The organism is Sphingomonas zeicaulis, assembly GCF_050433225.1.
GTDB lineage: Bacteria > Pseudomonadota > Alphaproteobacteria > Sphingomonadales > Sphingomonadaceae > Sphingomonas_D > Sphingomonas_D zeicaulis.
Genome location: NZ_JBNPXQ010000006.1, coordinates 111,512 through 137,229 on the forward strand (window position 1 = coordinate 111,512; position 25,718 = coordinate 137,229).

The window sequence follows — 25,718 nt, forward strand, 5'->3', positions numbered from 1 at the left end:
GGCGATGATCATCAGTCTGATGTCTCGCCGGCGTCATTCGGACTGGTGGGCCGCGATCGGGCCATGATCTCGTTCTTCGTGGGGTGCGGCGCAGCTTCAGTCCGCCGGTCAGGTTGAAAACCTGCCCGGTCATGAAGCATTCGGCGCTCGCCATGAACAAAGCGGCGTTGGCCATGTCCTGCATCGCGGTGATGCGGACGAGCGGATTTTCGTTGGCCTAAGCCCCGACCATGCCTGAGACATTGCAGTCGCCGAGCATCGGCGTGAGCGTGAGGCCGGGCAAAAGGATGTTGGCGCGAATGCCGTGCCGGCCATATTGATAGGCAACGAAGCGGGTCATCTGGTTGAGCGCCGCCTTGGCCGCCATGCCCGGTCAGCCCAGGCTCGCATCCCCTCCATGGCAAAGCGTCAACGCGCGAAAAGCGTCTCGATGTCGCCAAAGGGGGTGGATTTGAGTCGAAAGACCCCGTTGGCGCGCAGCGCAGGCTCGCCATCGACGGTGAAAAGGCATTCGGCGAAGCCAAGGAACGGCGTCTGCTGCAGCACCCGCGCACTGCCCTCCACCCACGCGCCGCGCGGTGCGGCGCTTAGAAAGTGAAGCGAGAGCGACACGGTAGGGCCGCTCGCCCCGGTGCACAGGCCGACACTGAGGCCCATCAGGATGTCCGCCATCGTCGACCAGGCGCCGCCATGGCAGACGCCGCTCGGATTGCAGTGCCGGTCATCGACACGAAAGCCCAGCTGCAGATGGCCGTCCTCCGCCCGCCGTGCGTGAAGAGGGCCGAAGGCGCCCGTCACAGCGTCGAACGTCACCAACGGCCGAAAGCCGTCTGGAACTTCCTGCATCGTCTCTTGACCTGTCATCCGTGACGGACCTGCCCGAACGACTGTCCCGCGGCAATATGCCGCCCCCAGAGTGATCACATGGCCGATAGCATGGGGGCGGTCTCGCCAGCCGGGTTCGGCGGGCGCTAGCATGGCCGTCTGGATCGGCATGGCGGGAGGGACGGGAATGAAATGGCTGAAATCGACGGAGTGCATCAGCTTCGACGTGAGCGACAAGGTCGCGCGCATCACGCTGAACCGGCCCGACAAGCGCAACGCCTTGTCCGCGCTGACGCTGCGCGAACTCAACCAGGCCCTGCTGGAAGCGGACGACCTGGTCGATGTCAACGTCATCCTGCTGTCGGGGGCCGGCCGGGATTTCTGTGCGGGCTACGACCTGACCGACAGCTATGGCGGCAAGGCCGACGATGCGACCGCCTACGATCCCGCAGCCTATCGCACGCGCGCCGGTACGCTCGACGACGACATCTGGACGCTTGAAAGGCAGCAGGATCTGACCGCGATCATGCTTGACCTGCACAAGCCGATCGTGGCCAAGGTACAGGGCAACTGCCTGGCCGGTGGCACCGACCTGGCCTTTTCCTGCGACATCGTCCTGGCGGCCGACAATGCGAAGATCGGCTTCCCCGCTGCCCGGGCCAACGGCACGCCCCCCACCAACCTGTGGTATTATCATTGCGGCCCGCAATGGGCGAAGCGGATGCTGTTCACCGGCGACACGATCAGCGGGCTGGACGCGGCGTTGATCGGGCTGGTGCTCGAAGCCTATCCCGCGGAGGAGATCGATGCCCAGGCCGACGAGATGGCGCGGCGGATCGGCAGCGTCGATGCGGAGATTCTCGCCAGCCACAAGCGGGTGGTCAACATGCAGATGGAGCTTGCCGGTGCGCGCCAATCCTTGCGTTACGCCGCAGAGCAGGATGCGCGCGCGCATCTGAGCACCGGGCCGCGCCGCTCGAGATTCCGCAAGGACATGGCCGAGCTCGGGCTGAAGGAGGCGCTGGTCAATCGCGATGCGCCGTTCGGGAAGGGCCGGGTCGCGTTGCGCGCGCGCCGCACGCGCCCCGAATAGCGCTGCGCCTGCCGCAACCCTTCACAACCGCGATATGGCGGGCGACAGGCTTCCAAGCCGCGCCAACATCGCGGATGGCAGCGAAGAGGCCATTCGAAAGGACGTCTGAGGAATGAGCAACAGGGCCACGCCCGATGCGGCGACGCAGGTGGAGATCTACCGCCGGATGGCGTTGATCAAGGCCAATGACGAGCGTTCGCGCAAGGTGATCATGAATGGGCGCTTGGTCATGCCCTATTACAGCCCGCGCGGGCAGGAGGTGATCCCCAGCGCCATCTCCGTCAACCTCACCGACGACGACTATATCTGCACCATCTATCGCGGCAGCCATGACCAGCTGGCGAAGGGGCTGCCGCTCAAGGATCTCTGGGCGGAAGTCGCCGGGCGCGTCGATGGCACCTGCAAGGGCAAGGGCGGGCCGATGCACGTGACCTATCCTGCCAAGGGAATCATGGTCACCACCGGTATCGTCGGCTCGACGATGCCGATCGCCAACGGCCTTGCCTGGGGATCGCAGTTGCGCGGCGACGGGCGGGTGACGGTCGCCTCCTTCGGAGACGGCGCGGCGAACATCGGCGCCTTCCATGAATCGCTGAACCTCGCCGCGGTGTGGAAGCTGCCCGTCATCTTCGTGTGCCAGAACAACGAGTGGGGCGAGCACACGCATTACGACAAGACCAGCAACGTGAAGGTCGCCGATCGCGCCGCCGCCTATGGCATGCCGGGTGAGCGCGTGGACGGCAATGATCCGTTCGCGATGTACGCTGCGGCCGCCGAGGCCGTCGCGCGGGCACGGGCTGGCGAGGGGCCGACCCTGATCGAGGCGATGACCTATCGCTTCTTCGGCCACGTCTTCGGCGACGCCGACAACTATATGGACAAGGCGCGCAAGGCCGAGGCGATCGCGAACGATCCGGTGCCGCGCTTCCGTGCCGCGCTGATCGAAACCGGCATCGCCACCGAAGACCAGCTCGCAGGGCTGGAGGCGGCCATCGAGAAGGAGATCGACGAGGCGGTCGAATTCGCGCTCGAAAGCGCGTTCCCTGGCGTCGAGGAACTGAAGCGCGACGTGTTCGCCGAGGAGATGGCCTGATGAACGCCGAAACCCAAGTGAAGGCCGCAAAGGCGAACATCCTCCAGGGTATCAACGCCGCCATCGCTGACGCCATGGAGGAGGACGAGACGGTGATCGCGCTTGGCGAGGACCTGGCCGATCCCGAGGAGGGCGGCGTTTGCGGCGTCACCAAGGGGCTTTCGTCGCGCTTCGGTGCGCATCGCGTGCGTTCCACCCCAATCTCGGAGCAGGCGATCGTCGGCGCGGCGATCGGCGCCTCGCTGGTCGGCTTCAAGCCGATCGCCGAGATCATGCTGATGAACTTCACCACCGTCGCGATGGACATGATCGTCAATCATGCCGCGAAGCTGCGGTTCATGTCCGGTGGCCAGACCCATGTGCCGATCGTGATCCGCACGATGACCGGCACCGGCTTCGCATCGGGTGGGCAGCATTGCGACTATCTCGAGGCCTGGTTTGCTCATACCGCCGGCATCAAGGTGGTCTGCCCGTCGAGCCCCGGCGATGCCTACGGCCTGATGCGCAGCGCCATCGACGATCCCGACCCGGTGCTGTTCATCGAGAATCTGCCGACCTACTGGTCGCCGGCCGAGGCACCGGAAAAGGGGCATCGCGTGCCGATCGGCAAGGCCAATGTGCTGAGCGAGGGCAGCGATGTCACCGTCATCGCCTATGCGCGCATGATCCAGGAAGCGATGCCTGCGATCGCCAAGCTCAAGGAAGCCGGTATCTCAGCCGAGCTGATCGACCTGCGCACGATCGCGCCCTGGGACAAGGAGACCGTCCTCGCCTCGGTCGCGAAGACCGGTCGCGCGATGATCGTGCACGAGGCCGTGACGCCGTTTGGCGCGGGTGCCGAGATCGCCGCGGTGCTGAACGAGGAACTGTTCGGCCGCCTCAAGGCGCCGATCAAGCGGCTGGGCGGGGCCTTTTGCCCAGTGCCCTTCTCGAAGCCGCTCGAGACCGCCTTCGCGCCTCAGACAGCCGATATCGTCGCGGCTGCCGAGGCGCTGATCAAAGCCTAATATCGCTCAGGGAGATTCTCATGGCGTTTGACGTTCTGTTGCCCAAGATCGGTTTCTCGATGAACGAAGGCATGCTGGCCGAATGGCTGGTTGAGGATGGCGGCCAGGCCGTCGAGGGCCAGCCGCTCTACGCGCTGGAATCGGACAAGTCGACGCAGGAGGTCGAGAGCCCGGCGACCGGCACGCTCAAGATCATCGCCCAGACCGGCGAGACCTATGAGGTCGGCACGCTGCTTGCCACGATCGGCTGAGGATGCGCTACATCCTCCATGTCGCGTCGCGCGCACTGGACGGCCGCGAGGCGGACTATGATCGCTGGTACGATCAGGTCCATGCCGTCGAGATGTGCGCGCTGCCAGGTGTGCTGTCGTGCACGCGCTACCGGGAGCTCGACATGGCGGGCCAGGAGACTGGTGTGTTCGTCGCTGACTACAGTGTCGAGACCGACGATCCGGCGGCGCTGCTGCAAAGCGTCTTCGCCGCCGTGCCGACGATGCATTTGACGGATGCGATCGACCCGCAAAGTCCGTGCTTCACTTTCCTCAAGCCGCACAAGGGCTGATCGTCGATGAGTGATCTTCTACAGGGTCTCGCACCCTGGCCCACGGGCGATTTCTCGATGTTCGGAGAGGTCGAACAGAGGCCGCTCAGCAAGATCCAGAAGTTCGTGGCCGCGTTCCTCGGCCGCAACTGGGTGGCGATCCCCCACGTCACGCACAATGACGATGCGGACATCACCGCGCTCGAAGAGCGGCGCAAGGCGCACAATGCGGACGGCGGCATCAAGCTGACGGCAGTGCCGCTGCTGGTGAAGGTTCTGGCCGATGCGCTGGGCGCCTTCCCGCAGTTCAACGCGTCGCTCGACCCCGCGAGCGGCATGCTGACCCTCAAGAAATATGTTCATGTCGGCGTCGCTGTCGACACGCCCGGCGGCCTGCTGGTTCCGGTCATTCGCGATTGTGACCGCAAGTCGGTTGGCGAGATCGCGACGGAGATCGTCGCGATCTCGGAGAAGGCGCGCACCAGGGGCCTGTCGATGGCGGAGATGTCCGGCGGCTGCATCACGCTTACCTCACTCGGCCATATCGGCGGCACCAGCTTCACACCGATCATCAACGCGCCCGAAGTGGCGATCCTGGGCGTGACGCGTGCGCGGCCAGTGCCGGTTCCGGCCGAGGAAGGCGGAATCGCATGGCGCCAGATGCTGCCGCTCTCGCTCAGCTACGATCATCGCGTGATCAACGGCGCGGACGCCGCGCGGTTCTGCCGCTTCGTGGCCGACCGGCTGGCAGAACCTGACCTGTTCGGCTGATCGAGCGCTGCTAGGCGTCCTGCATGCGCGCAGCGCGCAGAGCTGAGCGGCGCAGCTTCCCGGCCTGATCGCGGACGGGCGAGCGCGTGAATTCCGCCGAGCGCGGGCGCTTCAACCCGGCGAGCCTCGTGTTCACCAGATGCAGGAAGGCGCGCTCATCAGGCTCTGCCGCGCCCGGTGCCAGTTCGACGATCACATGCACGCGGTTGCCCAGGTCCGGATCGGGCAGGCCGATCGCCGCGCAGCACAGCACGCCGGCAAGCGCCTCCACAGCCGCTTCGATCTCGGCAGGGTAGATATTGACGCCGCCGACGAGGATCATGTCGGTGCGGCGGTCGGCGACGTACAGATAGCCGTCGGCGTCGAGCCAGCCCATGTCGCCAAAGCTGTCCGTGTCGCCGGCAATCCGGTTCGCCGCGCCGATATAGGCATAGCTGGTGCCGGCCCCGCCCGCCTTGCGGAACCGGATTTCGCCGATCTCGCCGGGCGGCAGCGGCTGGCCGTGCTCGCCGGCGATGACGATCTCCTGCCCTGGTGCTGCCCGCCCGACAGAGCCGGGATGGGCCAGCCATTCACGTCCGCCGATGGTGGTGACGCCGATCCGCTCGGTTCCGCCATAGACCTCCCACAGTTGGTCAGCGCCAATGCGATCAATCCACCAGCGCTTGGTCTCGGGCGGGCAGGGGGCCGCCATGTGCAGCAGCGTCCGGATCGACGACAGATCGGCGGCGGCGGTCAGGTCGGCGGGAAGCTTCGCGATCCGCGTCATCATTGTCGGTACCATATAGGCGTAATCGACGCGATGCACGGCCGCCAAGGTCAACCATTCTACCGGGTCGAAGCGCTCCATGCAGACGATGTGGGTGCCCTGCGCCAACGCCATCGTCGCCGTGTTGAAAGGGGCGGAATGGTAGAGCGGGCCGGGATTGAGCAGTGTGAGGCGGGCGTCGCGCCGACAGCCTTCCTTGTCGGGACCCCACGCTGACGGCATCGGATCGACGATCAGCTTGGGACGACCGGTGCTGCCGCCACTGGTGGCGATTTTGCCCGGCGTCGCGAGGACGGCCTCAAGAGGCGCATCCGACAGCGCCGGATCGAGCGGACGGTCAACGTCGTGCAGAGACACCGATCCGTGCACGACCGAGGCCGTGCCGATGATGTGAGACGCCGCGAGAAGCGCGAGGATCGCGTCGAACTCTCCTCCCGTCAGGCGATCCGAGACGGGGCAGGGTGTCGCGCCGATCTTCCACAGCGCGAAGACGCATTCCAGATACTCGACGCGGTTGGGCAGCGAAAGCGCTACCCGATCGCCGTGCCGAACGCCGCCGGCAAGCAGCGCACGCGCGCGCTTGTTCGCCCGCCGGTCGAAGGCCGCGAAGCTCCAACTGCGGCCGGCGATGGTCAACGCCGGCCGATCCGGCGTCGCGCGCGCCTGCGCGGTCAGGAGCATGCCCAGCGGCGCATCCGCGCGCGGTTGCCCCGTCGCCGGGTCGATCCAATCGGCGGCTGGTGCCGCGCCGGTCATGGCTGCGCGCGCATCGCGGCGAGCGCGTCCGCGGTTTCCGTCCAGATCACGCCCATATCCTCGTGCGTGCGCGCCTTGTCGCGATAGCCCGCCAGCGCCCCCAGGTCGGCGAGCGGATCCTCCAGCCCGAAGATCGACGCCGTGACGCCGCACAGCAACAGGCTGGGCAGCAGGATGCAATCCGCCTTGCTGATCGCGCCGCCGACCGCGAACATCGCATTGTCCACGAAGCCGCTGGTCAATGCCAGCCCCTCCCGCCAGCGCGCGACTTCGGCCTCGACCACCGCCGGATCGCGCGTCGCAAGGTCGATCTGCTTGAAAAGCCGGAACATCGCCGGCGTCGCGTAGAGTTCGAAGGCGCGGATGATGGTACGCATGCGGGCGCGATCGCGCGGGTCGACCGGCGTCAGCGCCGGCGTCGGAAATTGCTCGTCGAGATGATCGATGATGGTCTCCGATTCCACGATGGTGAGTCCATCGTCGGTGACCAGCACCGGCAATTTTCCGATCGGATTGATCGCCAGAAATTCCGGGGAGCGCGTGCCGCCGCCCGGTGGCGGCAGCAGGTCATGGCCGATCCCCTTGACCCGAAGCGCGAGGCGGACGCGCGCGGCGAAGGGGGACAGCGTGACGGCATAGAGGATCACGCGGCGTCCCCATCGCGAAACAGGTGTGCCAAGGTGCCCGCGAGCGGCGCCGGCACGAAGCCGTCGCCGTACGGCCAGTCCAGGAAGCCGGCGGCGGCCATGGTGCCGCCGTCGACATGCAGCGTCATCCCCGAGACGAAGGTCGAGAGATCCGACCCTAGGAACAGCACCGCGTCGGCAAGCGCATCCGCCGGCGGCTGCTCGCCGCGCGGAATGTACATGCCCATCCCCCGGGGCTGGACATGCGGCTGAAGCGCAGCGAACGCTGCGCCGAGTTCCGGAGGCATGGCATCGATATTGCCCTGGCTGGGCGTCGTGTCGGGCGCGATGCAGCTGACGCGGATTCGGTCCTTGCCGAGTTCCACCGCCATCGAGCGGGTGAAGTTGGTTGTCGCTGCCTTCGCGCCGGCATAGACCGCGAAGCTGGCGGCCCCGCGATGGGCTTCGATCGTGGTGAAGTTGATGATGCTGCCACCCAGGCCCGACCGCTTGATAAGCGGCACCGCGCGCTGCACCGATTGCACGACATAGCCATAGTTGCGGTGGATATCACGGGCGATATCCGCGCGGGTCGCCTCGGCCAGCAGTGTCCGCCTCGTCCCGCCGGCGACGTTCACGACGATGTCGAGGCGCCGATAGTCGCGCTCGACCGCATCATAGAAACCGTCGAGCGCGGTCTCGTCAGTCGCATCGGCGTGGGTCGCGGTAACGGCGCCGCCGAGCGCGCGGATGGCCGCCTCGGTCTTGCCAAGCGCCGGCATGTCGATGTCGCAGACCGCGAGGTCCACGCCTGCCCGCGCCAGCGCCAGCGATATGGCGGCACCGATGCCGCCCCCGCCGCCTACGACCGCAGCGACCTTGCCGGCAAGGTTCGCACGTGCCTCGATATAGCCCATCCGCATCTCCCATCCTGCCGATCTGTCGGTATCGTGCAGGCTCGCATGCCATGCGGCAAGCCGGCCGCGACAGGCATCGGAATGCCGATGGCGACGATCGCTCGCGTCACCATTTGCGGCGCAGTTGCGACCCGATCCGCCGCCGCCGCAGCGCCTCATCGCGGCCGGCGGCGTCGATGCGCGACACCTCGGCCGGCAGGTGAGCGGCGAGGTCGGCGAATTTCACCTTGATGACCGTCGGCGTGGGCTGGCTGGAGCAGCGATACCATCGTCCGATCATCATGCCGTATCGGTTGCCGCCCGTATCGAGCCAGTTGGCAATGCCCGGATCCTGATGAGACAGCACGGCGCGGAACCTGCCGTCCGGATCGACCGCTGCCTGCCGGCCGTTGAGGCTCGACTGGCGGTAGACATAGTCCACCTGGTTCCACAGGGCGTCGATCACCTGGACATTCCAATAGGGCCGCCGGTCGGGCATGGCGCTCTCGATTATCAGCGCCTCGTCCTCCGCGACGTCGAATACCGTCTCGAAATAAGCCTGCGGCCAGTCCTCGCCGTTACCGAGTTCCTGGAAGGTGTTGAGATTGAAGCGGTTGACGAAGCCGCGTTCCGCGCAACGCTGCACCGCGCCAAGGCAAATGCCCGAGAGATTGCGGACATAGCCGGCGAAGAGATGCGTCAGCTTCGCATCGATCTCGTCCGCAGTGAGCGGCGGGCGGATCTGGGATGGGATGTCCATGCGCTCGATTGCAAGCCGGACGTCGCGCTCATTGCCCCAGTCATAGGAGAATTGACGGACCAGGATGAAATCGGTCTCCGGATCCATGCGCAGCCAGTTGCCGTCATGGCCGGCCGGCCGCTCGGTCGAGAAGACCACTTCGAACCGGCCGTCCGCATCGCGGTGCAGATCGTCCATGTCGTAATTGCCGAGGCCCTTGCCCGGCAGTGGGTCCATGCCGATGATGCGGCTGCCGAGCGCGAACCCCGCCACCGGCGCGTCGCCGCGCTCGCCGGTGACGCGATAGGTCCCGCGGCCGTCGACGGGTGCATAATAATAGACCGCATCCGGATTGGGCTGCGCCAGGAATACCGAATTCTCGAACGGCGCGAACTCCGGATGGTCGGGGGTCGACTGGAAGAGCAGGAAGTAACCTTGCGACAGGTTCATGGCGAATTGCTTCCACAGCTGCGCCTTGAGCGCCGGATCGTCGGGAAAGGCGACGCGCTCCAGAAGCTGCTCGGCGCCTTTCAGCAGATCTGCATATTGCGGCCAATCATTCATCAATGCTCTCCCGTCGCTGTCATTTCGAGCAAGGGCGACCATGTTGCCCGGGCCCGGCTGATCGCCCCTGCTCCCGGACGCTCAGAAATTGATGCCGAGCTCCAGCCCATAGGTGCGGGGCGGCAGCAGGATGGCGTTGGCGCCCGGCGCCGTGTAGGTCGGGTAGGCCGTGTCGAAGACGTTGTTGGCGAATCCGGCGATGCGAAAGCTGAATTCGCCGACCTCGATATTCTGGACGCCGATGCGCGCATTGGCGACGTCGCGCTTGGTGTCCCACGCGAAGTTGTCGTTGGCGACGCGCACCGATCCGAAGATGTCGCTGGTCAAAGCATAGTCCGCATGCAGGGCGAGTTCGGCGTTCCCCATGCCCAGCGGGATGACATAATCCCCCGCCACGCTCAGCGCGTGCCTTGGCGTATTGGTCAGATAGAAGCTGGCATTGGGATCAATCGTCGCGAAGCTCGGCTGCTTCGCGGTCTGGTAGGCGTAGTTGAAGTTGAACGTCAGTCCGGGCGTTGGCGCCAGCGTCAATTCGGTCTCGATGCCGCGCACGCGCGTGATGCCGGGTGCGTTGATCGTGTCCGTCACTGCGGGATCGAGCGGATCGGTCTGGATGCCGAGCTGGCGATTCGAGATGCGGTTCTGGAAGGCCGAGATATTGAGGCGCAGGCGCCGGTCAAGGAATTCGCTCTTGAGCCCGACTTCGACGGCCTTGTTCACCTCCGCGCCGAACGGCACGAAGTTGGGCGACCGCAGCGAGACGCCACCGGCCCGGTAGGCCTGCGAATATTTCGCGTAGACATTCACGCGATCGGCGATGTCGTAGGCGAGGGTGAAAGCCGGATCAAAGCGGCTTTCTTCGAACGGCTCGGGTTCGATATCGACGGCGCTGCCGCCCAGCAGGAAGCGCAGGAACTTCTTCTTGTCGTCGGTATAGCGCAGGCCGCCGGTGATGTGCAGCCTGTCCTGGGCGAAGGCGGGGCTCCAGGTGACCTGCGCGAAGCCGGCGAACGAGTCCGTCGTCGCCGATTGCGCGGTCGGCCCCTGGCCCGGGAAGGGCAAGGCAAACGGATTGACCGATTGCGGATCGGTGATGCGGAAGGTGCCGACGCCCGGGCCGACATACATGATGCTGAACAGCGACTGGCGCGTGTCCGTCACCTTCTCGTGGAAATAATAGGCGCCCAGCGTATATTCGAAGTCGCCGGCGGTGCCGACGAGCTGGAATTCCTGGCTGAATTGGCGCTGGCGCAGGCGTGCGTCGGGAACGACGCCGGAGAAGCCATAGACCGTGGTGCCCGCCGGAAGGCCGAAGCTGCCGCCGTCGACGGGCGTGAAGGCTTCGATCGGCAGGCCGACCGGGGTTCCGGGAGGCGCACCGAAGATCGACGCGAAGTCCTGCGCGACGAACGCCTCTCCCAATTGCCCACGCCCCGCGGTGTCGAGCTTGCGGTAGCCGGTGATCGAGCGGATCGTTATGGCGTCTGACAGCACGAACTCGCCCTGCAGCGTGTGTCCGCGCGACTTGGTGTCGAAGGTGTCGAGGTAGAGGGGCAGCGAACTCCGACGCTCATATTCGTTGACCGATTCGTCCGCTCGCGGCGCGAAATACTGGCTGGGCGCATTGGCGGGATAGGGTGGGTCGATCGGCCGATCGAGCACGTAATAGTCGGTCGCGATCTTCTGCTTGATCCAGTCGTAGGCATAGTCGATCGTGATGTCGGGGGTCGCTTCCCAGCGAACCGACCCGCGATAACCCTCGGCGTCCTGATAACCGAAGCGACGTTGCGACGAGAGTCGGTCGAGCCGCGCCGCGCCGTTGCGGGTATAGCCGTCGAGTTGATTGTTGAGATAGTCGAGCTTGATCTTGAAGCCGGCGATCTCCGGCAGGTTGATGTGCGCCTCGCCGCGCAACCGCCCGAAATTGCCGACCTGGCCGCGCAGCGTGCCGCCCAGGCTGCCGGTCGGCTTCTTGCTGACGATCCGGATCGCACCGCCCTCCGCATTTCGGCCGAACAGCGTGCCCTGTGGACCACGCAGAACCTCGATCCGCTCGGGGTCGGCCAGCTCGACGCCGCTACCCTGCGAGCGGCCGAGATAGATGTCGTCGAGATAGACCGCGGTGCCCGATTCGATCGTGCCCTGGCCCGGATCGGTGTTCACGACACCGCGCATGTCGATGATCAGCAAAGTCGGGTCGCCCGCGAAGGGCTGAGCGAAGAGGCCGGGCGGCGGCGTCAACTGCAGATTGGCGAGGCCGGTGATGCCGCGCTGCTCGAGCTGTTCCGATCCGATCGCGGTGATGGCGATGGGCACGTCCTGCATGCTTTCCGCCCGCTTCTGCGCGGTCACCACGATATCCTGGATGCCGTAAGCATCGCCCTCATTCTGCTGAGCCCCGGCGGTGCCAGCCACAGACAGCGTCGCCATGGCGACGGAAACGCGAAAACAGGCGCTCTTGCCCTTCATCTCTCTCTCCCATGATGCGCACCCGCCCCGGTTTCGGGGTCGCTATGGTGCAAGCACTACATCGCAGAAGAGAGTTGCAGCCGCCACGACATGTTGCATGCAACATGTCGTGGCATCGGAAATCATGGTTGTGATGGCGGCTGTGCGCCGCCACGGTCACAATGCGGCGCCGCTGCCCAGCACCACCGTCGCCTCGCTCGACAACACGCCGCCATTGCCATGCGCCACTGCGAGCTTGGCACCTTCGACTTGCCGATCGCCGGCCTCGCCGCGCAGCTGCCGTACCGCCTCGACAAGCAGAAACAGCCCGTACATGCCGGGGTGGACACAGGAGAGGCCGCCGCCATTGGTGTTGACCGCGAGACCGCCCCCCGGCGCGATGTGGCCCGCCGAGACGAAGCGGCCGCCTTCGCCCTTCGGGCAAAATCCAAGATCTTCGAGGAACAGGATCGGCGTGATCGTGAAGGCGTCATAGAGCATGACGACATCGATGTCGGCAGGCCTCACTTTCGCCTGCGCGAACGCCTGGGGGCCGGAGATTGCCGCGCCGGTGACCGTGAGATCGGGCATGGAACTGATCTCGCGATGGGTGACGGCGTGTGCCGCTCCGAGGACATGGACCGGCGTCTTCGCGCAGTCCTTGGCACGATCGGCGCGCACCATCACCACGGCGGCCGCGCCGTCGTTGAACAAGCAGCAATCGCGTGCGCCGAGGGGATCGGAGATCAGGCGCGCCTTCAGCACATCGTCGATGGTCAGCGGGTCGCGCGCCGCGGCCTCTGGATTGCGCTGCGCCCATGCCCGTGCGGCAACGGCGACTTCGGCCAGCTGTTCGCGGGTCGTGCCATAGAGGTGCATGTGCCGGCTTGCCGCCAGCGCATAGGAGGAAATCGGCGCGAGCGGCCTGTAGGGTGCTTCCCAGGGAGACTGGCGCGTCATCCCTACCCCCGGGGGCGGATTGCTCGCGGGGTTGGAGCCATAGGCGATGAGCGCGCAGTCGATCAGACCCGCCTCCAGCGCCAGCGCCGCCTGCTGGACATATACCTCGAAGGCGGAGCCGCCGGTGCGGTTGCAGTCGGTGACCTTGGGGGTGATGCCGAGATACTCGGCGAGCTCGAGGCCACCCAGCGCCTCATAGGGCGCCGAAGTGTAGAGCGCGTCCACACCCGACAACGAAATGCCCGCGTCGGCTAGCGCGAGCAGCGCAGCCTTGGCAGCCATGTCGACGGCGGAAACGCCCGGACACCGGCCGATGCCGAAAGTGGCGGCGCCGACGATTGCGGTGCGTCCCCGCGGGAAGCCGTTGATCATGGTCATGCGGGCATGAAGACGAGCACGGGCTGGCCTCCCTCTTCGACGATCGCAGCACGGACCGCCATGCCGATCCTGATCTCGTCGGGCGCGACACCGTCGACGCGGCTCATCAGCCGTGGACCTTCCGCCAGATCGACCAGGACGACGTTGTAGCTGTCCGCCGGGTCCTTCTTGCGCACGATGGTCAACGCATGGACCACGCCGTCACCCGATGCCGGAACCCATTCCAGATCGGCTGCGCCGGTCCGAGGTTCGGCGATGCGCGGATAGAACACGTGGCCACCGGTCGATCGGCTGCGCTGGATCATGAACCGCCCCTCGGCGAGGTGGCCGCGCCATTCGGCTTCGGGCTGGAGCGTCATGGTCATTCGCCCCGGAACTCCGGCTTGCGCTTCTCTCGAAACGCTCGCACCCCTTCCTCATGATCCTCGGTCCGGCTCGCGATCGGCTGCATCGTCGCTTCCATCTCCAGATACTGGTCAAAGCTGTTGTTCCACGAGAGTTCGAACTGGCGCTTGGCAAGGCCCATCGCGATGCTCGGGCCGCTCGCGAAGCTGATCGCGAGTTCCATCGCTCGGTCCATCAGCGCATCGTCCGTCACCTTCTCATAGGCGAGGCCCAGCGCTACTGCCTCGTCGGCGCGCACAATGCGCCCGGAATAGACGAGCTCCTTCGCCTTCTGAACGCCAAGCAGCTGGCGCAGGTGCCACACCAGGCCGCCGTCCGGCGCGAGCGCGATGTTGCGGAAGATCGCTGCGAACTTGGCCTTTTCCGCTGCCAGCACGATGTCGCAGGCCAGCGCGTAGGAAAAGCCGACGCCGACGCAGATCCCCGGCACGGCCGCGATGGTCGGCTTCTTGAGCGCGTGTATCGCGCGCGCGATACGGTTCAGCGTGTGCATACGGTCGATCGACGCGGTGACGCCGCCTTGGCCCATGCCACCGACATCCATTCCGGAGCAGAAATCGCCGCCGGCTCCGGTCAGGATTGCGGCGCGTATCGTCCGGTCGAGCGCGATGTCCTCGAATGCGCCGTAGAGCTGGCCCCGCATCTCCTGCGTGATCGCGTTCTTCGTCTGCGGCCGGTCAAGTGTGACGATGGCGATTGCGCCTTGCTTGTCGACGGTGATGGTCATGGGGGCTCCTGCCGCGAAGGTGCCGCCCGCTTTGTTGGCGTGGCCGTGCCTGGTCAAGCGGACCCGGGCTGTCATCAAAGACGTGATGAGACGGCGCGCTTCTGGCCGGCACAGCCGGCGGCGCCTATCTCGCAGCCATACCAGCAGGAGACTTGTCGGCATGAAGGAAGCTGCCATCGTCGCGACCGCGCGCACGCCGATTGGCAAGGCGCATCGTGGCGCGCTCAACAATATTCATGGCGCGACGCTTGCGGCGCATTCCATCGAGGCGGCGGTCGGGCGCGCCGGGATCGATCCGGACGAGATCGACGATGTCCTGCTGGGCTCGGCGCGCTGCGAAGGCGCGGTGGGCTCCAACATCGCGCGCCAGGCGGCGCTCCGCGCGGGACTGCCGGTCAGCGTCTGCGGCGTCACCCTCGATCGCAAATGCTCGTCCGGCCTTCAGACCATCGCTTTCGCCGCCCAGCGCATTCGCAGCGGCGAGGGCGGCATTTATGTCGCCGGCGGCGTGGAAACCGTGTCGCTGGTTGATCCGCACCGCAACACCTTCCGCAACAAGGATGAGTGGCTGCTGGAGCACAAGCCGGAACTCTACATGGCGATGAACCTGACGGGCGACATCGTCGCACGCCGCTACGGGATCAGCCGCGAGGCGCAGGACGCCTTCGCGGTGCGCAGCCAGGCGCGCGTTGCACAGGCACAGGCAAACGGCTGGTTCGACGCGGAAATCGTGCCGGTCACCGCAGTGAAGAACATCGTGGACAAGACGCTTGCCGTGACAGGGCAGGAAGAAGTCACGCTCACCCGCGACGAGTGCAACCGACCCGGTACCGACAGGGAAGCACTTGGCAAGCTCAGGCCGCTGTTTGACGGCGGATCGGTGACGGCCGGCAATTGCAGCCAGCTTTCGGACGGATCCAGCGTCTGCGTGATCATGGATGCCGATGAGGCGTCGCGGCGCGGCATCCCCATTCTGGGGCTTTACAAGGGCATGCAGATCGCGGGTTGCGAGCCGGACGAGATGGGCGTCGGACCGGTCTTCGCGGTGCCCAAGCTGCTCGATCGACTTGGCCTATCCGTGGCGGATATCGATCTTTGGGAGTTGAACGAGGCCTATGCCAGCCAAGCGCTTTACTGTCGCGACCGACTGGGCATCGATCCCGAGAAAGTGAATGTCGACGGCGGCGCGATCGCCATCGGCCATCCGTTCGGCATGACCGGATCGCGCATGACCGGCCACGCACTTCTGGCCGGCAAGCGGGTCGGCGCCAGGACCGCGGTCGTCACGATGTGCATCGGCGGCGGCATGGGCGCTGCCGCTCTCTTCGAGATCGTCTAGGCGTGTCGGCGCGGGTCAGCCGCCCCTCGTTACCGGGATCAGCGCGCCGCTGATCCCGCGGGCTGCCGGTGAGGCGAGGAAAAGGATGACATCGGCGATCGCCTGAGGCTGCACCCACTGGCTGAAATCGGCATCCGGCATGTCCTTGCGGTTCGTCGGCGTGTCGATGATGGCAGGCAGGATCGCGTTCACGGTGACATCCTCGCCGGAAAGCTCGGCGGCAAGACTCTCCGTAAGCTTGTGCACGGCCATCTTGGATGCTGCGTAGCCGCCCATGCCTGCCGCCGCGATGACGGCGCCGCCCGCGCCAATGTTGACGATCCGTGCGCCTGCTGCCTGTCGCAGCGCGGGCAGGGCCGCTCTGGTCATGTTGACGCAGGTCGTTGCGTTCATCGCGAACATCCGGTTCCAGGTCGCGCTGCCGCCGTCGGCCAGCGTTTCCCAGACAAACCCGCCCGCGACATTCACCAGCACGTCGATCGAGCCGGCGGCGGAGGCGATATCGGCCGCGACCCGCCGTGCGGTGCGTTCATCCGTGAGGTCGATGCGGCCATGGTCGATTCCGCCGGGCAGCGGGTCGCCCCGGGCGTCGGCATAATCGACCCTTACGACCCGGTCGCCGGCCGCAGCGAAGGCGCCTGCGACCGCTGCTCCCAGGACGCCGAAGGCTCCAGTGACGACGACAGTTCGTGATGTCATGCAATGCGGTCCATTTTTCGGTCTGAGCTTGGGGTCGCGCGCCGGATCAGGCGGCAGCCGGCGTCCGAAGCAGCGGGCGCACATAGGAAACGTCACTTCGATCCCGCTGGTTGGGGCCGGTCTTGAACATCAGCGCCTTCCATTCGTCCGGGATTTCGGCGGCAGTGAGCGTCGCCGTCATCTCATTGATGCAGACCCGGTGCGCAATGCGCCACTCCCCGCCGCGACGCTCGAAACGATCGATATAGCGGCCGAAGCTGAGTTGCGGCGGCCCCTGCCGGTTCTCACCCCAGAAGATGTAATAGGTTTCCGCGTGCGCGCTGTCCCCGTCGAGCTCGCAGCTATGGTTGAGAATGCCGTGGTGATGCCTGGTCTGGAATTTGCCATGCCAGCCGATCGCCCAATCGACGAAGTCGGCGGCGATGCCCTCGGCGACGCCATGCTCGTCATAGGCGTCCGGCCAATAGGCCGACAGCATCAGTTCGCGATCATGGCGGTCGACGCCGCGGGTGTAGCGCAGCAGGCATGCGCGAATGTCCTCGCGATCCTTCTGCTCGCTGACGAAAGCCACGAGTTCCGGCGTGAGTTCGACGGTCATGCGATGATCCTCTCCGCGTTCACGCAATTTCGAGCGGCCGATCGGCGACAGGTGCCTGCTTGCCGCCGCGCACCAGCCGGCCGGGCAGCGCACCGGTGGAACGGCCGTTGCGATAGGTGACGACGCCGCTGACGACGGTGGCGTCATAGCCGTCCGCCCGTTGCTGCAGACGGCGGCCGCCGGTCGGCAGGTTGTAGACGACGTGCGGTGCGTAGAGGTGCAGCCGGTCCATGTCGATCACGTTGATATCGGCCTTGAAGCCCGGCCTGATCAGTCCGCGATCCTTCAGGCCCACGGCGAACGCGGGCTCATAGGTGAGCTTGCGGATCGCGTAGGGCAGGTCGATCTGCTTGTCCGCCTTCGCGTCGCGCACCCAATAGGTCAGGAAGTAGGTGGTGTATGCGGCATCGCAGATCATGCTGTAATGCGCGCCGCCGTCGCCGAGCGCTGGGAAGGTGCGGTCGTGCCTGACGAGGTTCCGGCCGGAACTCTCGAACCGCTCTCCCTCCGAATTGCCCAGCGGTCGGTAGAGCACTTCATGCCCGTCGCGCTGGAGCAGCGCGTCGTAGATCAATTCCTTCGGATCGACGCCCATCGCGCGGGCGCGCGCACCGATGCTCTCGTCGCTGCGCGGATTATAGTTCGGGGGATTGCCCAGCACGAACATCATGTCGAGGTCGGAGATGACGAAGACGAAGAAGGCCTGCGGGTCGCTCGGCTCCTCGGCGATCAGCTGCTTGCGGAACGCGGGGTCGCGCATGCGCTCCACCTTCTCCTCGAGCGGCAGATGCTCGATCGCACGAAAGCTGGGGTTGAACGAGAAAGGATGCATCGAAAGCTCGAGGCCGAGCAGCGCGCCGGTGGGGCGGGGGATGATCTGGCCGCGCACCTCCAGCCCCTGCTGCTTGGCGGCGTCGAGCCGTGCGACCATCTCCTGCCAGTCGCCTTCACCCTTAGGCGTCTGCATGAAGGTGAAGGAGACCGGACGGCCCGAGGTGCGCGCGATATCGTCGAGCAGGTCCATACGCTCGGCGGCGGTCGCGTCGTAGCTGGGCACCATCTGGAACACGCCCTTGCCCGCGTCGCGCAGGCCTTCGGCGAGCGCCAGCACCTCCTGGTCCTCGGTCTTGACCGAAGGGGCGGGGCGGCCGTTTCGGAACTGGTGCGCATAGCTGCGGGAAGTGGTAACGCCGAGCGCCCCGGCCTCGATCGCTTCCCGGGTCAGGCGGCGCATCTCGGCGAGGTCCGCGTCGGTTGGCGGCTCAAGTTCGGCGCCGCGCTGACCCATCACATAGACCCGCAAAGGGCTGTGCGGCAGCTGCGCGGCGAAGTCGATGTCGCTCTCCCGCTTCTCGAGCGCGTCGAGATAGTCGGGAAAGGTTTCCCAGTTGAACGGCACGCCTTCGGTCATCACGACTTCGGGAATGTCTTCGACGCCTTCCATCAGCTTGATCATCAGCTTGCGGTGTTCCGGCCGTGACGGTGCAAAGCCGACGCCGCAATTGCCCATGACCACCGTGGTCACGCCATGGTCGGAAGAGGGCGCGAGCCGATTCTCCCAGGTGATCTGGCCGTCATAATGGGTGTGCACGTCGACGAAGCCCGGGGTTACGATGCGACCGCGCGCGTCGATCTCCTCCGCAGCGGTCCCGTCCATCGCGCCGACTGCCGCGATGATGCCGTCCTTGACGGCGACGTCCGCGACGAACGGCGCCCCGCCGCTACCGTCGTGAACCGTGCCGCCCCGAATGATAAGGTCATAATCAGCCATCAGCCTGTCCTCTCGCGGCCTGCGATCGCAGGCATCCGTCACGGCTTTCCGGATCGCTGTCGCGATCCAGTCCATGTTGCAGGGATAAGGCAGGATAGGCGTCTCGCCGATGGCTGCTCAACGGCCGGGCGGGACAATTCAGATAGACGATGCTTTGCGCGGAACGCTGCCCCCGCGCCATCAGTGTGCCGCTTCGCCCTCCTGCTTCTGGGGATAGCGGCCGAGCAGCAGATAGCAGCAGCCTGCCGCCAGGAAGCACGCCGCGATCACCATCAGCGCGAGGTCGTAACTGGCCAGCCGGTCATAGGCGATGCCCAGCGTAGACGCGCCGATCGCGCCCGCGAAGGCGATGAAGAACACGGTCATGCCGTAGAGTGTCGAGAAATTCCGCACGCCGAAATAGCGGGCCACCATATAGGCGACAACATCGATCTCGGCGCCCAGGCCGAACCCGATCAGCATGATCGCTGCGCTGGCGGTGGGGCTGTCCAGCGTCCCGTTCCACGCCAGCAGATAGGTGCCTGCCGCCGATCCGCAGGCGAACAGGAAGGCGATCGCCGGCGCCCAGAAGCGATCGACGAGGCTGCCGGTCACCAGCGCGCCAATGAAGCTGGCGATCCCCGCCATGCCGACCAGTGCGGCGGCGGGGGCCGCGGCGATCCCCTTGCTTACCAGGATCGGCTGCAACTGCCCCATGATCGCGGTCGCCGGCGCATAGCCCAGACCGGCGCCGATGCAGAGCAGCCAGACGCGTCGGTCAAGCAGCAGGTGCAGCCATTTGGGCAGGTCGGGCTTGGCGTGCGGCCGATCCGCAGTGCCGGGCGCCCGGGAATGGCCGATCCAGAAATAGACAGCAGGAAGCGCGACGAGCAGGACAAGCAAGGCTTCTGCCAGATAGCCGGCGCGCCATCCGAAGCGGGCAATGATCGCGTAGAGGATGGTGGGCAGCGCGGCGCTCGCCAGCGCAAGCCCGCTGCGGGCGATCGCAAGCGACAGCCCGCGAGAGCGCACGAAGGCCTGGCTCACCACGCGTGAGCAGGTGAGGCCGCTTGCCGACAGGCCGATGACGCCCGACAGGCCGTAGAGGATGTAGAACAGCGGCAGCGAGCCGTTCATCGATGCCATGCCGACATAGATCAGCGCCGAAAGGATCATGCCGACGAGCATGATGCGCCGCGCGCCCATATGGTCGACGAGCCGGCCCACGAAGGGCGCCGCGAACGCAACGGACAGCAACGCGTAATGGGCAAAGGCGATCTCGCCGCGGGACCAGCCGAAGGCCTCCTGCAACGGGATGACGAACAGGCTGGACAGCGCCTGGTAAGCGCCTTGCGAAAGCCCGATCGCCAGGAAGGCGGCGATCCCGATTCGCCAGTGCATCCGCCACTCGTCCGCCGCCGCCCGCCAGGTCTGGCCGTCCGCCATCCATGCCTCTCCTCTTGCCCGTGCCGGTTCTTTGTCCCGGCATAGGCGGCGGTGGGATCATGGCCAGATGGCGGCGCGACTCATCACAGGCGTGACCGATCAGTCCCAGGCGACCGGCAGATTGCGCTGGCCCCAGTAGATCCAGCTGTTGATCCGTTCCGGTTCACCGGTGAGGCGCAGCGTAGGAAGCGCCTCGACCAGCCTGCGCAGGCCAATCTGCGCCTCGAGCCGGGCGATTGGCGCACCGAGGCAGAAATGAACGCCATAGCCGAAGCTGAGATGGCGCTTGGACTGGTTGAGCGGCCGATCGAGCTTGAAGCTGTCCGGTTCGTCGAAGATGGACGGGTCGCGATTGGCTCCCAGCATCGAGAACATCAGCTTCGCGCGGTCCGGCAGCTCGGCCCCATGCATCGACACGGGACAGAGGCTGGTGCGGAAATGCGAATTGATCGGCGGATCAAAGCGCAGGCTCTCCTCGATCGCATTTTCCACGAGATCGGGGTTGGCCTTCAGCCGTTCCCAGCGTTCCGGAACCTCGAGGAGCCGCCAGACGACGTTGGTGAGGAGGCTCGTCGTGGTTTCCTGGCCCCCGGTCAGCAGCGCGGTGCAGATCTGGAACAGTTCCATGTCGTTGAAGCGGCGGCCCTCGACCCGGCTGACAAGGCCGAGCGAAATATAATCGGCCGGCAACACCGTGCCCCAATGTTCGTGCGTCGGATCGTCGATGCCGGCCTTTGCCAGCATCGCCTTGCGCGCGTCGATCAACCCCATGAAGTGGGGCTGGATCTCGCGGATCAGCGTTTGTTCGGCGCTCGGATCCTTGTCGTTGAACAGCAGGTACTGTAATTCGTCCGCCCAGCGCTTGTAGTCGGCATAGAGCGCTTGATCGGCGCCGAGCATGAAGCACATCGTGCGTGCGGGAAGCGGCAGCGCAAACAGGTCATGGAAATTGCCGTGCTTGTCGGCGCGCGCGTTCAACTGCCTGATCAGGTCGTCGGCGATCGCCTCTACCTCAGGGCGGTAATATTTCATGCGCGCTGGCGTCATGCCCTTGCGCAGCGCGGCGATATATTCGAGGTGGAAGGGCGGATCGGTCAGGATGCCGAAGTCGCTGAAAGTCTCCCAGTCCATCGGCGCGTCGCCCCACTTGAACGACCAGAAGGGGTTGTCGGACAGGATCTTCTCACGAATTTCCTTGTAATCGCTGGTTATGTAGAAATTATAATCGGTACCTTCATAATGATAGAACGGACATTCCTTGGCGAGCGCGGAATAAGCGGGGCCGGGGTCGCGAATGGTGTTTGGGTCGAGGGGGTCGAACCGATGGTCGCTCGCTGTTTTCAGTCGCCGCTGTTGGATCGGTTCCGCGGCATCCTGCTTCACCTTGCTGGCCATCCTGCGCTCCTTGTCTGTTGTGGCCCAGAGCCTAGCCGCGTCGGCGATGCTGTTGAACTATGAGTTGTTTAGGATCCTAATCATCCGATGTGCTCGCGGTCGAAGCGCTGGTGCAGCACGCCCAGAATGCGCACCAGCGCTTCCCGGTCGGCTGGCTGCAGCTCTCGGAAGAAGCGCGCGATCTTGGCGTCGCGCGCGATGTCCCCGATCGCGCGTTCGATCAGCGCCCGTCCCGCATCGGTGAGGCGCAGCACGAAGGCGCGCCGGTCGGCGCCCCGCTCCCGCGCGATGAGGCCCTTGCGCATCAACCGCGCCACCCGGATCGAGACCACGGCATTGGAGACATAAAGTGCGGAGGCGAGATCGGTCGCGCGCATCGCCCCTTCCTCATCAAGGGCAAGCGTGCCCATCAGGTCGAGATCGGAGAAGCTGCAATCGTCCCGACGGGCGATGGCATCGAGGTCGGTTGCAACGAGATGCCCGACGGTGAAGAGGTGCCACAGCGCCGCGAAATGGGCGCCGTCCACGCCGGGCAGGCGCCGGGCGTAATAGGCGCGGCCGGCCGCGACGCGCTCGGTCAGCTTGCGCGGCACGGCGGCGCACCCCCTTTCCGTCAACCGTGGCGAACGAAGCGGTTGCGGATATCGCCGAAGAGATAGTCGCGGTTCGCCTGTTCGTCGAACGCATCGAGCGTCCAGCCCCCCGGATGGATGCTGGTGCGAACGGCCTCGGGTTCCGGGATCAGGGCCACTTCGTCGCCCTGGATGTAGAAGTCGCGGCCGCTGATCTGCGCGGCCGCATCGGTGCAGAGCCAGACCACCAGCGCCGCGACATGCTCGGGTAGCGCGGTCATGCGCGGCGCCGCCATTGGCTTGTTCCACAGCAGCGGGATACCCAGCCGCGCTGATTCGGCGATGGTGGCGTCGATCTCCGGCGTGTGGGTGCCGGTGAGGTGCGAGACCGGGCGGACGAGGTTGCAGCGGATGCCGAACTCCCCCAGTTCGCGGGCGATGCTGCGGGTGAAGCCCAGCAGACCCTCTTTCGCTGCCGAATAATTGCCCATGCCCCAATGGCCGAAGCCCGATGGCGAGCCGGTATTCACGATCACGCCCGAACGCTGCGCAATCATGTGCACGGCAGCGGCACGGCAGGTATAGAAGCTCGCGGTCAGGCTGACGTCCATGCACAGCGACCAGTCCTGGTCCGTCATCCGGTCGATCCGGGACGGCCGCACGATTCCGGCATTGTTGACCAGGATGTCGATCCGTCCGAACGCATCGATCGCCTTCTGTACTGCCGCCTCGCCGCCTTCGCGGGACGCGACGCTCGAACATTGACCGATCGCTTCGCCGCCAGCATCGCGGATCTCCTGCGCCACTGCATCGGCCAGCGACGCGTCGCCCGCCTCGGTGCCATAGGGGCCGCCGCCTAGATCGTTGACGATGACCTTGGCGCCTTCAGCCGCCAGCAGCATGGCCTCCGCCCGGCCGATGTTGCGCCCGGCGCCGGTTACCACGGCCACCTTGCCCTGTAGTCTTTGCATGATCCGCTCCCGCTTCTGTCACGGTCACGATAATGGCCCGCCTGCGGCCATCCTAATCACGACTATGATGCTTTCGGCGGGGCGCATGACAAAACCCGGCAAGACTGCGTCAAGCAGCGGTGAAATCCTGCGCGCCTGTCGGCCGCGCAGCGGTTCCGTGGAGAGGGACATGGATCTAGGCATATCAGGCAAGCGCGCACTGGTGACCGGAAGCAGTTCGGGCATCGGTGCGGCGGTTGCGCAGACGCTCGCGCAGGAAGGATGCGCGGTGATCGTGCATGGGCGCGACGCAGCGAAGGCGGAGCGCGTCGCTCAGTCGATCGGCGCGGCCGGGATCGCGATCGGCGATCTTGCCACCGATGCGGGAGCGGATGCCGTTGCCGAGGCAGCGGGCGCGGTAGACATCCTCGTCAACAATGCCGGGGGTGCGGCCGGTACATCGGCGATGCACTGGACGGCCGTGGAAGAGGCGGACTGGAGCGCGACCTACCAGCTCAACGCGATCGCCGCCGCCCGCATGATCCGGCGGTTGCTGCCGGCGATGCAGGCGAAGGGCTGGGGGCGGATCGTCAATATCGCCAGCGCGGCGGGCACGCAGCCCATCGCCTTCGGGCCGGACTATGGCGCGGCGAAGGCGGCGATGCTCAACATGACGGTCAGCCTTGCGAAGTCGCTGGGGGCGTGCGGCGTTACCGCCAACAGCGTCAGCCCGGGCATGGTGCTGACGCCTGCTGTGGAGGCCTGGCTCGCCGACCTGGGTCTGGCGATGGGCTGGGGTGCGGTCGCGATCGAGGAGGCGGAAGCGCGCGCGGCGCGAGAGATCACGCCGATCGCGGTCGGCCGGATCGGGCGGGTCGAGGAGATCGCCCATGTCGTCGCGATGATCGTCAGTCCCGCCGCCGGCTACATGACCGGCGCCAACATCCGTGTGGATGGCGGGCAGGTACAAAGCGTCAATTGAACAGGAGGATGCGGGAAATGACCGCGATCGGATTCGAAGGCCGAGTGGCGATCGTCACCGGCGCGGGCAATGGGCTCGGCAAGGATTATGCGCTGGAACTGGCGCGGCGGGGCGCCAGGCTGGTGGTCAACGATCTCGGCGGCAGCGGGTCGGGGCAGGGCGCCTCGCAGCGCGCCGCCGACCTGGTGGTGGAGGAGATCCGCGATGGCGGCGGCGATGCGGTTGCAAGCCATGACAGCGTTGCAACGCGTGAGGGCGGTGCGGCAATCGTCGGAACGGCCCTCGATGCGTTCGGCAAGGTGGATATCTGCATCAACAATGCCGGGTTCCTGCGCAACGGCCGGTTCGAGGATCTGAGCGACGAGCAGATCGACGCGATCATCGGTGTCCACCTGAAGGGGGCATTCCATGTGGCGCAGCCGGCCTATCGCGCGATGCGGCAGAACGGCTATGGGCGCTTTCTGTTCACCGGGTCGGCCTCGGCCATGTTCGGACATGCCTGGCAAGCCAATTATGCCGCGGCAAAGGGTGGACTGATGGGGCTCAGCCATGTCGTCGCGATCGAAGGTGCGGCCTACGGCATAACCGCCAACCTGCTGCTCCCAACGGCGCAGTCGCGGCTCGCCGCAGAGATGGATGCGGGCTTCATGGAGATACCGGCGTTCGCCCACGCCGTTCAGGGCGCGGACTATGCCGCGAGCGCAGGCCGGATCGAGGTGCCGTTCAACACGCCGCTGGCGGTCTATCTGGTGAGCGAGCAGTGCACGTCCACGCACGGCATCTATTCGCAGAACAGCGGCCGCTATGCGCGCGTTGCCATTGCTGCCGCCGATGGCTGGGTTTCACCGATGGGGCCGACGCCACCTTCGGTCGAGGATGTGGCCGCGAATTTCGCGCAGATCTGCGACCTGTCCGCGCCGAACGAGCCGCTCACCGTCTATGACGAGTTCACCGCCGTTGCCCGGGCGGCGCGGAGCCAGGGCGTGATCTGACCGCCGTCCGGGCCGTCGCTCGCCGGCGCGGCCCGGAATCGGTTTCGCTTAGAGCTTGGCGAGATCCGCCTTCGTCAGCGTCGTCGTATAGCCCCGGTCGCTCGGGGTCAGAGTCGCCGTCGGGATCTGGATGAAGCGGCCATTGTAAATCAGGCTGACGGTGCTGGCGAGCACGCGATCGATCCGGCCAACGCGTCGACCGTCGGCGGAGACGATCATCGCGCCAGGGGTGATCGCGGCCTGGGCAGCAGGCGCGGCGTCCTGTGCCACCGCCGGGACGGACGAAACGCTCAGACCCAATGCGAGCGCGTAGCAAATCTTCATGATCACCCCTTTTGGAAATCGCGGGCCCAGCCCGCCGCGCTGCGGCGTTAGGATGCGGCCACATCTTTGTCGA

Annotated in this window: 27 protein-coding genes; 9 read left to right on the top strand and 18 right to left on the bottom strand. The window is 65.9% G+C overall.

Annotated elements, in window-relative coordinates:
• Positions 1–217: 217 nt before the first annotated feature.
• A complete protein-coding gene (locus FHS96_RS19085) occupies positions 218–367 on the bottom strand; it encodes an SDR family oxidoreductase (protein ID WP_429595272.1) in 150 nt (49 codons plus the stop codon).
• 41 nt (positions 368–408) lie between these two features.
• Complete coding sequence (locus FHS96_RS19090; protein ID WP_429595952.1) at positions 409–813, bottom strand: PaaI family thioesterase; 405 nt, start codon at positions 811–813, stop codon at positions 409–411.
• Between the two features lie 199 nt (positions 814–1,012).
• On the opposite strand from FHS96_RS19090, the gene FHS96_RS19095 reads away from it, so the two are divergent.
• From FHS96_RS19095 to FHS96_RS19120, 6 genes are all read left to right on the top strand, one after another.
• Positions 1,013–1,918 (top strand): crotonase/enoyl-CoA hydratase family protein, encoded by a 906-nt coding sequence (locus FHS96_RS19095; RefSeq protein WP_429595275.1) that lies wholly within the window; start codon positions 1,013–1,015, stop codon positions 1,916–1,918.
• A 112-nt stretch (positions 1,919–2,030) separates the two neighbouring features.
• On the top strand, positions 2,031–3,011 hold the full coding sequence (locus FHS96_RS19100) for a thiamine pyrophosphate-dependent dehydrogenase E1 component subunit alpha (RefSeq protein WP_429595278.1): 981 nt from the start codon (positions 2,031–2,033) through the stop codon (positions 3,009–3,011).
• Positions 3,011–4,018: an alpha-ketoacid dehydrogenase subunit beta gene (locus FHS96_RS19105; RefSeq protein WP_429595281.1), complete on the top strand. Its 1,008-nt coding sequence runs from the start codon at positions 3,011–3,013 to the stop codon at positions 4,016–4,018. The genes FHS96_RS19100 and FHS96_RS19105 overlap by 1 nt, the downstream gene beginning before the upstream one ends.
• 20 nt (positions 4,019–4,038) lie before the next feature.
• On the top strand, positions 4,039–4,269 hold the full coding sequence (locus tag FHS96_RS19110) for a biotin/lipoyl-containing protein (protein WP_429595284.1): 231 nt from the start codon (positions 4,039–4,041) through the stop codon (positions 4,267–4,269).
• A gap of 2 nt (positions 4,270–4,271) precedes the next feature.
• On the top strand, positions 4,272–4,580 hold the full coding sequence (locus FHS96_RS19115) for a hypothetical protein (RefSeq protein ID WP_429595287.1): 309 nt from the start codon (positions 4,272–4,274) through the stop codon (positions 4,578–4,580).
• A gap of 6 nt (positions 4,581–4,586) precedes the next feature.
• Entirely contained in the window at positions 4,587–5,330 is a 744-nt protein-coding gene (locus FHS96_RS19120; RefSeq protein ID WP_429595290.1) for a 2-oxo acid dehydrogenase subunit E2, read from the top strand.
• A gap of 10 nt (positions 5,331–5,340) precedes the next feature.
• Here FHS96_RS19120 and FHS96_RS19125 read toward each other — a convergent pair whose 3' ends face one another.
• The 8 genes from FHS96_RS19125 to FHS96_RS19160 form a co-directional block, all read right to left on the bottom strand.
• Complete coding sequence (locus FHS96_RS19125) at positions 5,341–6,855, bottom strand: AMP-binding protein (RefSeq protein WP_429595293.1); 1,515 nt, start codon at positions 6,853–6,855, stop codon at positions 5,341–5,343.
• On the bottom strand, positions 6,852–7,502 hold the full coding sequence (locus FHS96_RS19130; protein WP_429595296.1) for a glutathione S-transferase family protein: 651 nt from the start codon (positions 7,500–7,502) through the stop codon (positions 6,852–6,854). The genes FHS96_RS19125 and FHS96_RS19130 overlap by 4 nt, the downstream gene beginning before the upstream one ends.
• Entirely contained in the window at positions 7,499–8,404 is a 906-nt protein-coding gene (locus tag FHS96_RS19135; RefSeq protein ID WP_429595299.1) for an SDR family NAD(P)-dependent oxidoreductase, read from the bottom strand. The genes FHS96_RS19130 and FHS96_RS19135 overlap by 4 nt, the downstream gene beginning before the upstream one ends.
• 100 nt (positions 8,405–8,504) lie before the next feature.
• Positions 8,505–9,680 carry a DUF1214 domain-containing protein gene (locus tag FHS96_RS19140; protein WP_429595302.1) on the bottom strand — a complete coding sequence of 392 codons (1,176 nt, stop codon included), beginning with the start codon at positions 9,678–9,680 and terminating at the stop codon, positions 8,505–8,507.
• Positions 9,681–9,761: 81 nt separating this feature from the next.
• Positions 9,762–12,149, bottom strand: a complete 2,388-nt coding sequence (locus tag FHS96_RS19145; protein WP_429595305.1) for a TonB-dependent receptor — start codon at positions 12,147–12,149, stop codon at positions 9,762–9,764.
• Between the two features lie 156 nt (positions 12,150–12,305).
• The gene (locus FHS96_RS19150) at positions 12,306–13,466 is read right to left on the bottom strand and encodes a thiolase (protein WP_429595308.1); all 1,161 of its coding nucleotides are present in this window, start codon (positions 13,464–13,466) and stop codon (positions 12,306–12,308) included.
• Positions 13,463–13,831 carry a Zn-ribbon domain-containing OB-fold protein gene (locus FHS96_RS19155; protein ID WP_429595310.1) on the bottom strand — a complete coding sequence of 123 codons (369 nt, stop codon included), beginning with the start codon at positions 13,829–13,831 and terminating at the stop codon, positions 13,463–13,465. The genes FHS96_RS19150 and FHS96_RS19155 overlap by 4 nt, the downstream gene beginning before the upstream one ends.
• Positions 13,828–14,793 carry an enoyl-CoA hydratase/isomerase family protein gene (locus FHS96_RS19160; protein WP_429595313.1) on the bottom strand — a complete coding sequence of 322 codons (966 nt, stop codon included), beginning with the start codon at positions 14,791–14,793 and terminating at the stop codon, positions 13,828–13,830. The genes FHS96_RS19155 and FHS96_RS19160 overlap by 4 nt, the downstream gene beginning before the upstream one ends.
• Here FHS96_RS19160 and FHS96_RS19165 point away from each other — a divergent pair.
• The gene (locus tag FHS96_RS19165) at positions 14,759–15,937 is read left to right on the top strand and encodes an acetyl-CoA C-acyltransferase (protein WP_429595316.1); all 1,179 of its coding nucleotides are present in this window, start codon (positions 14,759–14,761) and stop codon (positions 15,935–15,937) included. The two genes, FHS96_RS19160 and FHS96_RS19165, sit on opposite strands and share 35 nt — an antisense overlap.
• A 15-nt stretch (positions 15,938–15,952) precedes the next feature.
• Here the strand turns inward: FHS96_RS19165 and FHS96_RS19170 are convergent, their stop codons facing one another.
• The 7 genes from FHS96_RS19170 to FHS96_RS19200 all read right to left on the bottom strand — a co-directional run bounded on the left by FHS96_RS19170 (position 15,953) and on the right by FHS96_RS19200 (position 23,368).
• The gene (locus FHS96_RS19170) at positions 15,953–16,636 is read right to left on the bottom strand and encodes an SDR family NAD(P)-dependent oxidoreductase (RefSeq protein ID WP_429595319.1); all 684 of its coding nucleotides are present in this window, start codon (positions 16,634–16,636) and stop codon (positions 15,953–15,955) included.
• 46 nt (positions 16,637–16,682) lie between these two features.
• Entirely contained in the window at positions 16,683–17,234 is a 552-nt protein-coding gene (locus tag FHS96_RS19175; protein WP_429595322.1) for a nuclear transport factor 2 family protein, read from the bottom strand.
• A gap of 19 nt (positions 17,235–17,253) precedes the next feature.
• Positions 17,254–19,005: an N-acyl-D-amino-acid deacylase family protein gene (locus tag FHS96_RS19180; RefSeq protein ID WP_429595325.1), complete on the bottom strand. Its 1,752-nt coding sequence runs from the start codon at positions 19,003–19,005 to the stop codon at positions 17,254–17,256.
• A 180-nt stretch (positions 19,006–19,185) separates the two neighbouring features.
• Positions 19,186–20,430 (bottom strand): MFS transporter, encoded by a 1,245-nt coding sequence (locus tag FHS96_RS19185; protein WP_429595328.1) that lies wholly within the window; start codon positions 20,428–20,430, stop codon positions 19,186–19,188.
• Positions 20,431–20,529: 99 nt separating this feature from the next.
• Entirely contained in the window at positions 20,530–21,825 is a 1,296-nt protein-coding gene (locus FHS96_RS19190) for a cytochrome P450 (protein WP_429595331.1), read from the bottom strand.
• Between the two features lie 80 nt (positions 21,826–21,905).
• On the bottom strand, positions 21,906–22,418 hold the full coding sequence (locus FHS96_RS19195; protein ID WP_429595334.1) for a MarR family winged helix-turn-helix transcriptional regulator: 513 nt from the start codon (positions 22,416–22,418) through the stop codon (positions 21,906–21,908).
• A 20-nt stretch (positions 22,419–22,438) separates the two neighbouring features.
• On the bottom strand, positions 22,439–23,368 hold the full coding sequence (locus FHS96_RS19200) for an SDR family NAD(P)-dependent oxidoreductase (protein WP_429595337.1): 930 nt from the start codon (positions 23,366–23,368) through the stop codon (positions 22,439–22,441).
• Between the two features lie 169 nt (positions 23,369–23,537).
• Here FHS96_RS19200 and FHS96_RS19205 point away from each other — a divergent pair, with 169 nt between their 5' ends.
• Together FHS96_RS19205 and FHS96_RS19210 are read left to right on the top strand one after the other, a co-directional pair.
• Entirely contained in the window at positions 23,538–24,329 is a 792-nt protein-coding gene (locus tag FHS96_RS19205) for an SDR family NAD(P)-dependent oxidoreductase (protein WP_429595340.1), read from the top strand.
• Between the two features lie 17 nt (positions 24,330–24,346).
• Positions 24,347–25,321 (top strand): SDR family NAD(P)-dependent oxidoreductase, encoded by a 975-nt coding sequence (locus tag FHS96_RS19210; RefSeq protein WP_429595343.1) that lies wholly within the window; start codon positions 24,347–24,349, stop codon positions 25,319–25,321.
• A 48-nt stretch (positions 25,322–25,369) separates the two neighbouring features.
• Here the strand turns inward: FHS96_RS19210 and FHS96_RS19215 are convergent, their stop codons facing one another.
• Positions 25,370–25,645 carry a hypothetical protein gene (locus FHS96_RS19215; RefSeq protein ID WP_429595346.1) on the bottom strand — a complete coding sequence of 92 codons (276 nt, stop codon included), beginning with the start codon at positions 25,643–25,645 and terminating at the stop codon, positions 25,370–25,372.
• Between the last annotated feature and the right edge of the window lie 73 nt (positions 25,646–25,718).

What these genes read in the sequence shown, in the direction of transcription:
- FHS96_RS19085 (WP_429595272.1), bottom strand. Translation starts at nt 367, where the DNA reads ATGGCGGCCAAGGCGGCGCTCAACCAGATGACCCGCTTCGTTGCCTAT.
- FHS96_RS19095 (WP_429595275.1), top strand. Translation starts at nt 1,013, where the DNA reads ATGAAATGGCTGAAATCGACGGAGTGCATCAGCTTCGACGTGAGCGAC.
- FHS96_RS19100 (WP_429595278.1), top strand. Translation starts at nt 2,031, where the DNA reads ATGAGCAACAGGGCCACGCCCGATGCGGCGACGCAGGTGGAGATCTAC.
- FHS96_RS19105 (WP_429595281.1), top strand. Translation starts at nt 3,011, where the DNA reads ATGAACGCCGAAACCCAAGTGAAGGCCGCAAAGGCGAACATCCTCCAG.
- FHS96_RS19110 (WP_429595284.1), top strand. Translation starts at nt 4,039, where the DNA reads ATGGCGTTTGACGTTCTGTTGCCCAAGATCGGTTTCTCGATGAACGAA.
- FHS96_RS19115 (WP_429595287.1), top strand. Translation starts at nt 4,272, where the DNA reads ATGCGCTACATCCTCCATGTCGCGTCGCGCGCACTGGACGGCCGCGAG.
- FHS96_RS19120 (WP_429595290.1), top strand. Translation starts at nt 4,587, where the DNA reads ATGAGTGATCTTCTACAGGGTCTCGCACCCTGGCCCACGGGCGATTTC.
- FHS96_RS19125 (WP_429595293.1), bottom strand. Translation starts at nt 6,855, where the DNA reads ATGACCGGCGCGGCACCAGCCGCCGATTGGATCGACCCGGCGACGGGG.
- FHS96_RS19135 (WP_429595299.1), bottom strand. Translation starts at nt 8,404, where the DNA reads ATGCGGATGGGCTATATCGAGGCACGTGCGAACCTTGCCGGCAAGGTC.
- FHS96_RS19140 (WP_429595302.1), bottom strand. Translation starts at nt 9,680, where the DNA reads ATGAATGATTGGCCGCAATATGCAGATCTGCTGAAAGGCGCCGAGCAG.
- FHS96_RS19145 (WP_429595305.1), bottom strand. Translation starts at nt 12,149, where the DNA reads ATGAAGGGCAAGAGCGCCTGTTTTCGCGTTTCCGTCGCCATGGCGACG.
- FHS96_RS19150 (WP_429595308.1), bottom strand. Translation starts at nt 13,466, where the DNA reads ATGACCATGATCAACGGCTTCCCGCGGGGACGCACCGCAATCGTCGGC.
- FHS96_RS19155 (WP_429595310.1), bottom strand. Translation starts at nt 13,831, where the DNA reads ATGACCATGACGCTCCAGCCCGAAGCCGAATGGCGCGGCCACCTCGCC.
- FHS96_RS19165 (WP_429595316.1), top strand. Translation starts at nt 14,759, where the DNA reads ATGAAGGAAGCTGCCATCGTCGCGACCGCGCGCACGCCGATTGGCAAG.
- FHS96_RS19170 (WP_429595319.1), bottom strand. Translation starts at nt 16,636, where the DNA reads ATGACATCACGAACTGTCGTCGTCACTGGAGCCTTCGGCGTCCTGGGA.
- FHS96_RS19175 (WP_429595322.1), bottom strand. Translation starts at nt 17,234, where the DNA reads ATGACCGTCGAACTCACGCCGGAACTCGTGGCTTTCGTCAGCGAGCAG.
- FHS96_RS19180 (WP_429595325.1), bottom strand. Translation starts at nt 19,005, where the DNA reads ATGGCTGATTATGACCTTATCATTCGGGGCGGCACGGTTCACGACGGT.
- FHS96_RS19185 (WP_429595328.1), bottom strand. Translation starts at nt 20,430, where the DNA reads ATGGCGGACGGCCAGACCTGGCGGGCGGCGGCGGACGAGTGGCGGATG.
- FHS96_RS19190 (WP_429595331.1), bottom strand. Translation starts at nt 21,825, where the DNA reads ATGGCCAGCAAGGTGAAGCAGGATGCCGCGGAACCGATCCAACAGCGG.
- FHS96_RS19200 (WP_429595337.1), bottom strand. Translation starts at nt 23,368, where the DNA reads ATGCAAAGACTACAGGGCAAGGTGGCCGTGGTAACCGGCGCCGGGCGC.
- FHS96_RS19205 (WP_429595340.1), top strand. Translation starts at nt 23,538, where the DNA reads ATGGATCTAGGCATATCAGGCAAGCGCGCACTGGTGACCGGAAGCAGT.
- FHS96_RS19210 (WP_429595343.1), top strand. Translation starts at nt 24,347, where the DNA reads ATGACCGCGATCGGATTCGAAGGCCGAGTGGCGATCGTCACCGGCGCG.
- FHS96_RS19215 (WP_429595346.1), bottom strand. Translation starts at nt 25,645, where the DNA reads ATGAAGATTTGCTACGCGCTCGCATTGGGTCTGAGCGTTTCGTCCGTC.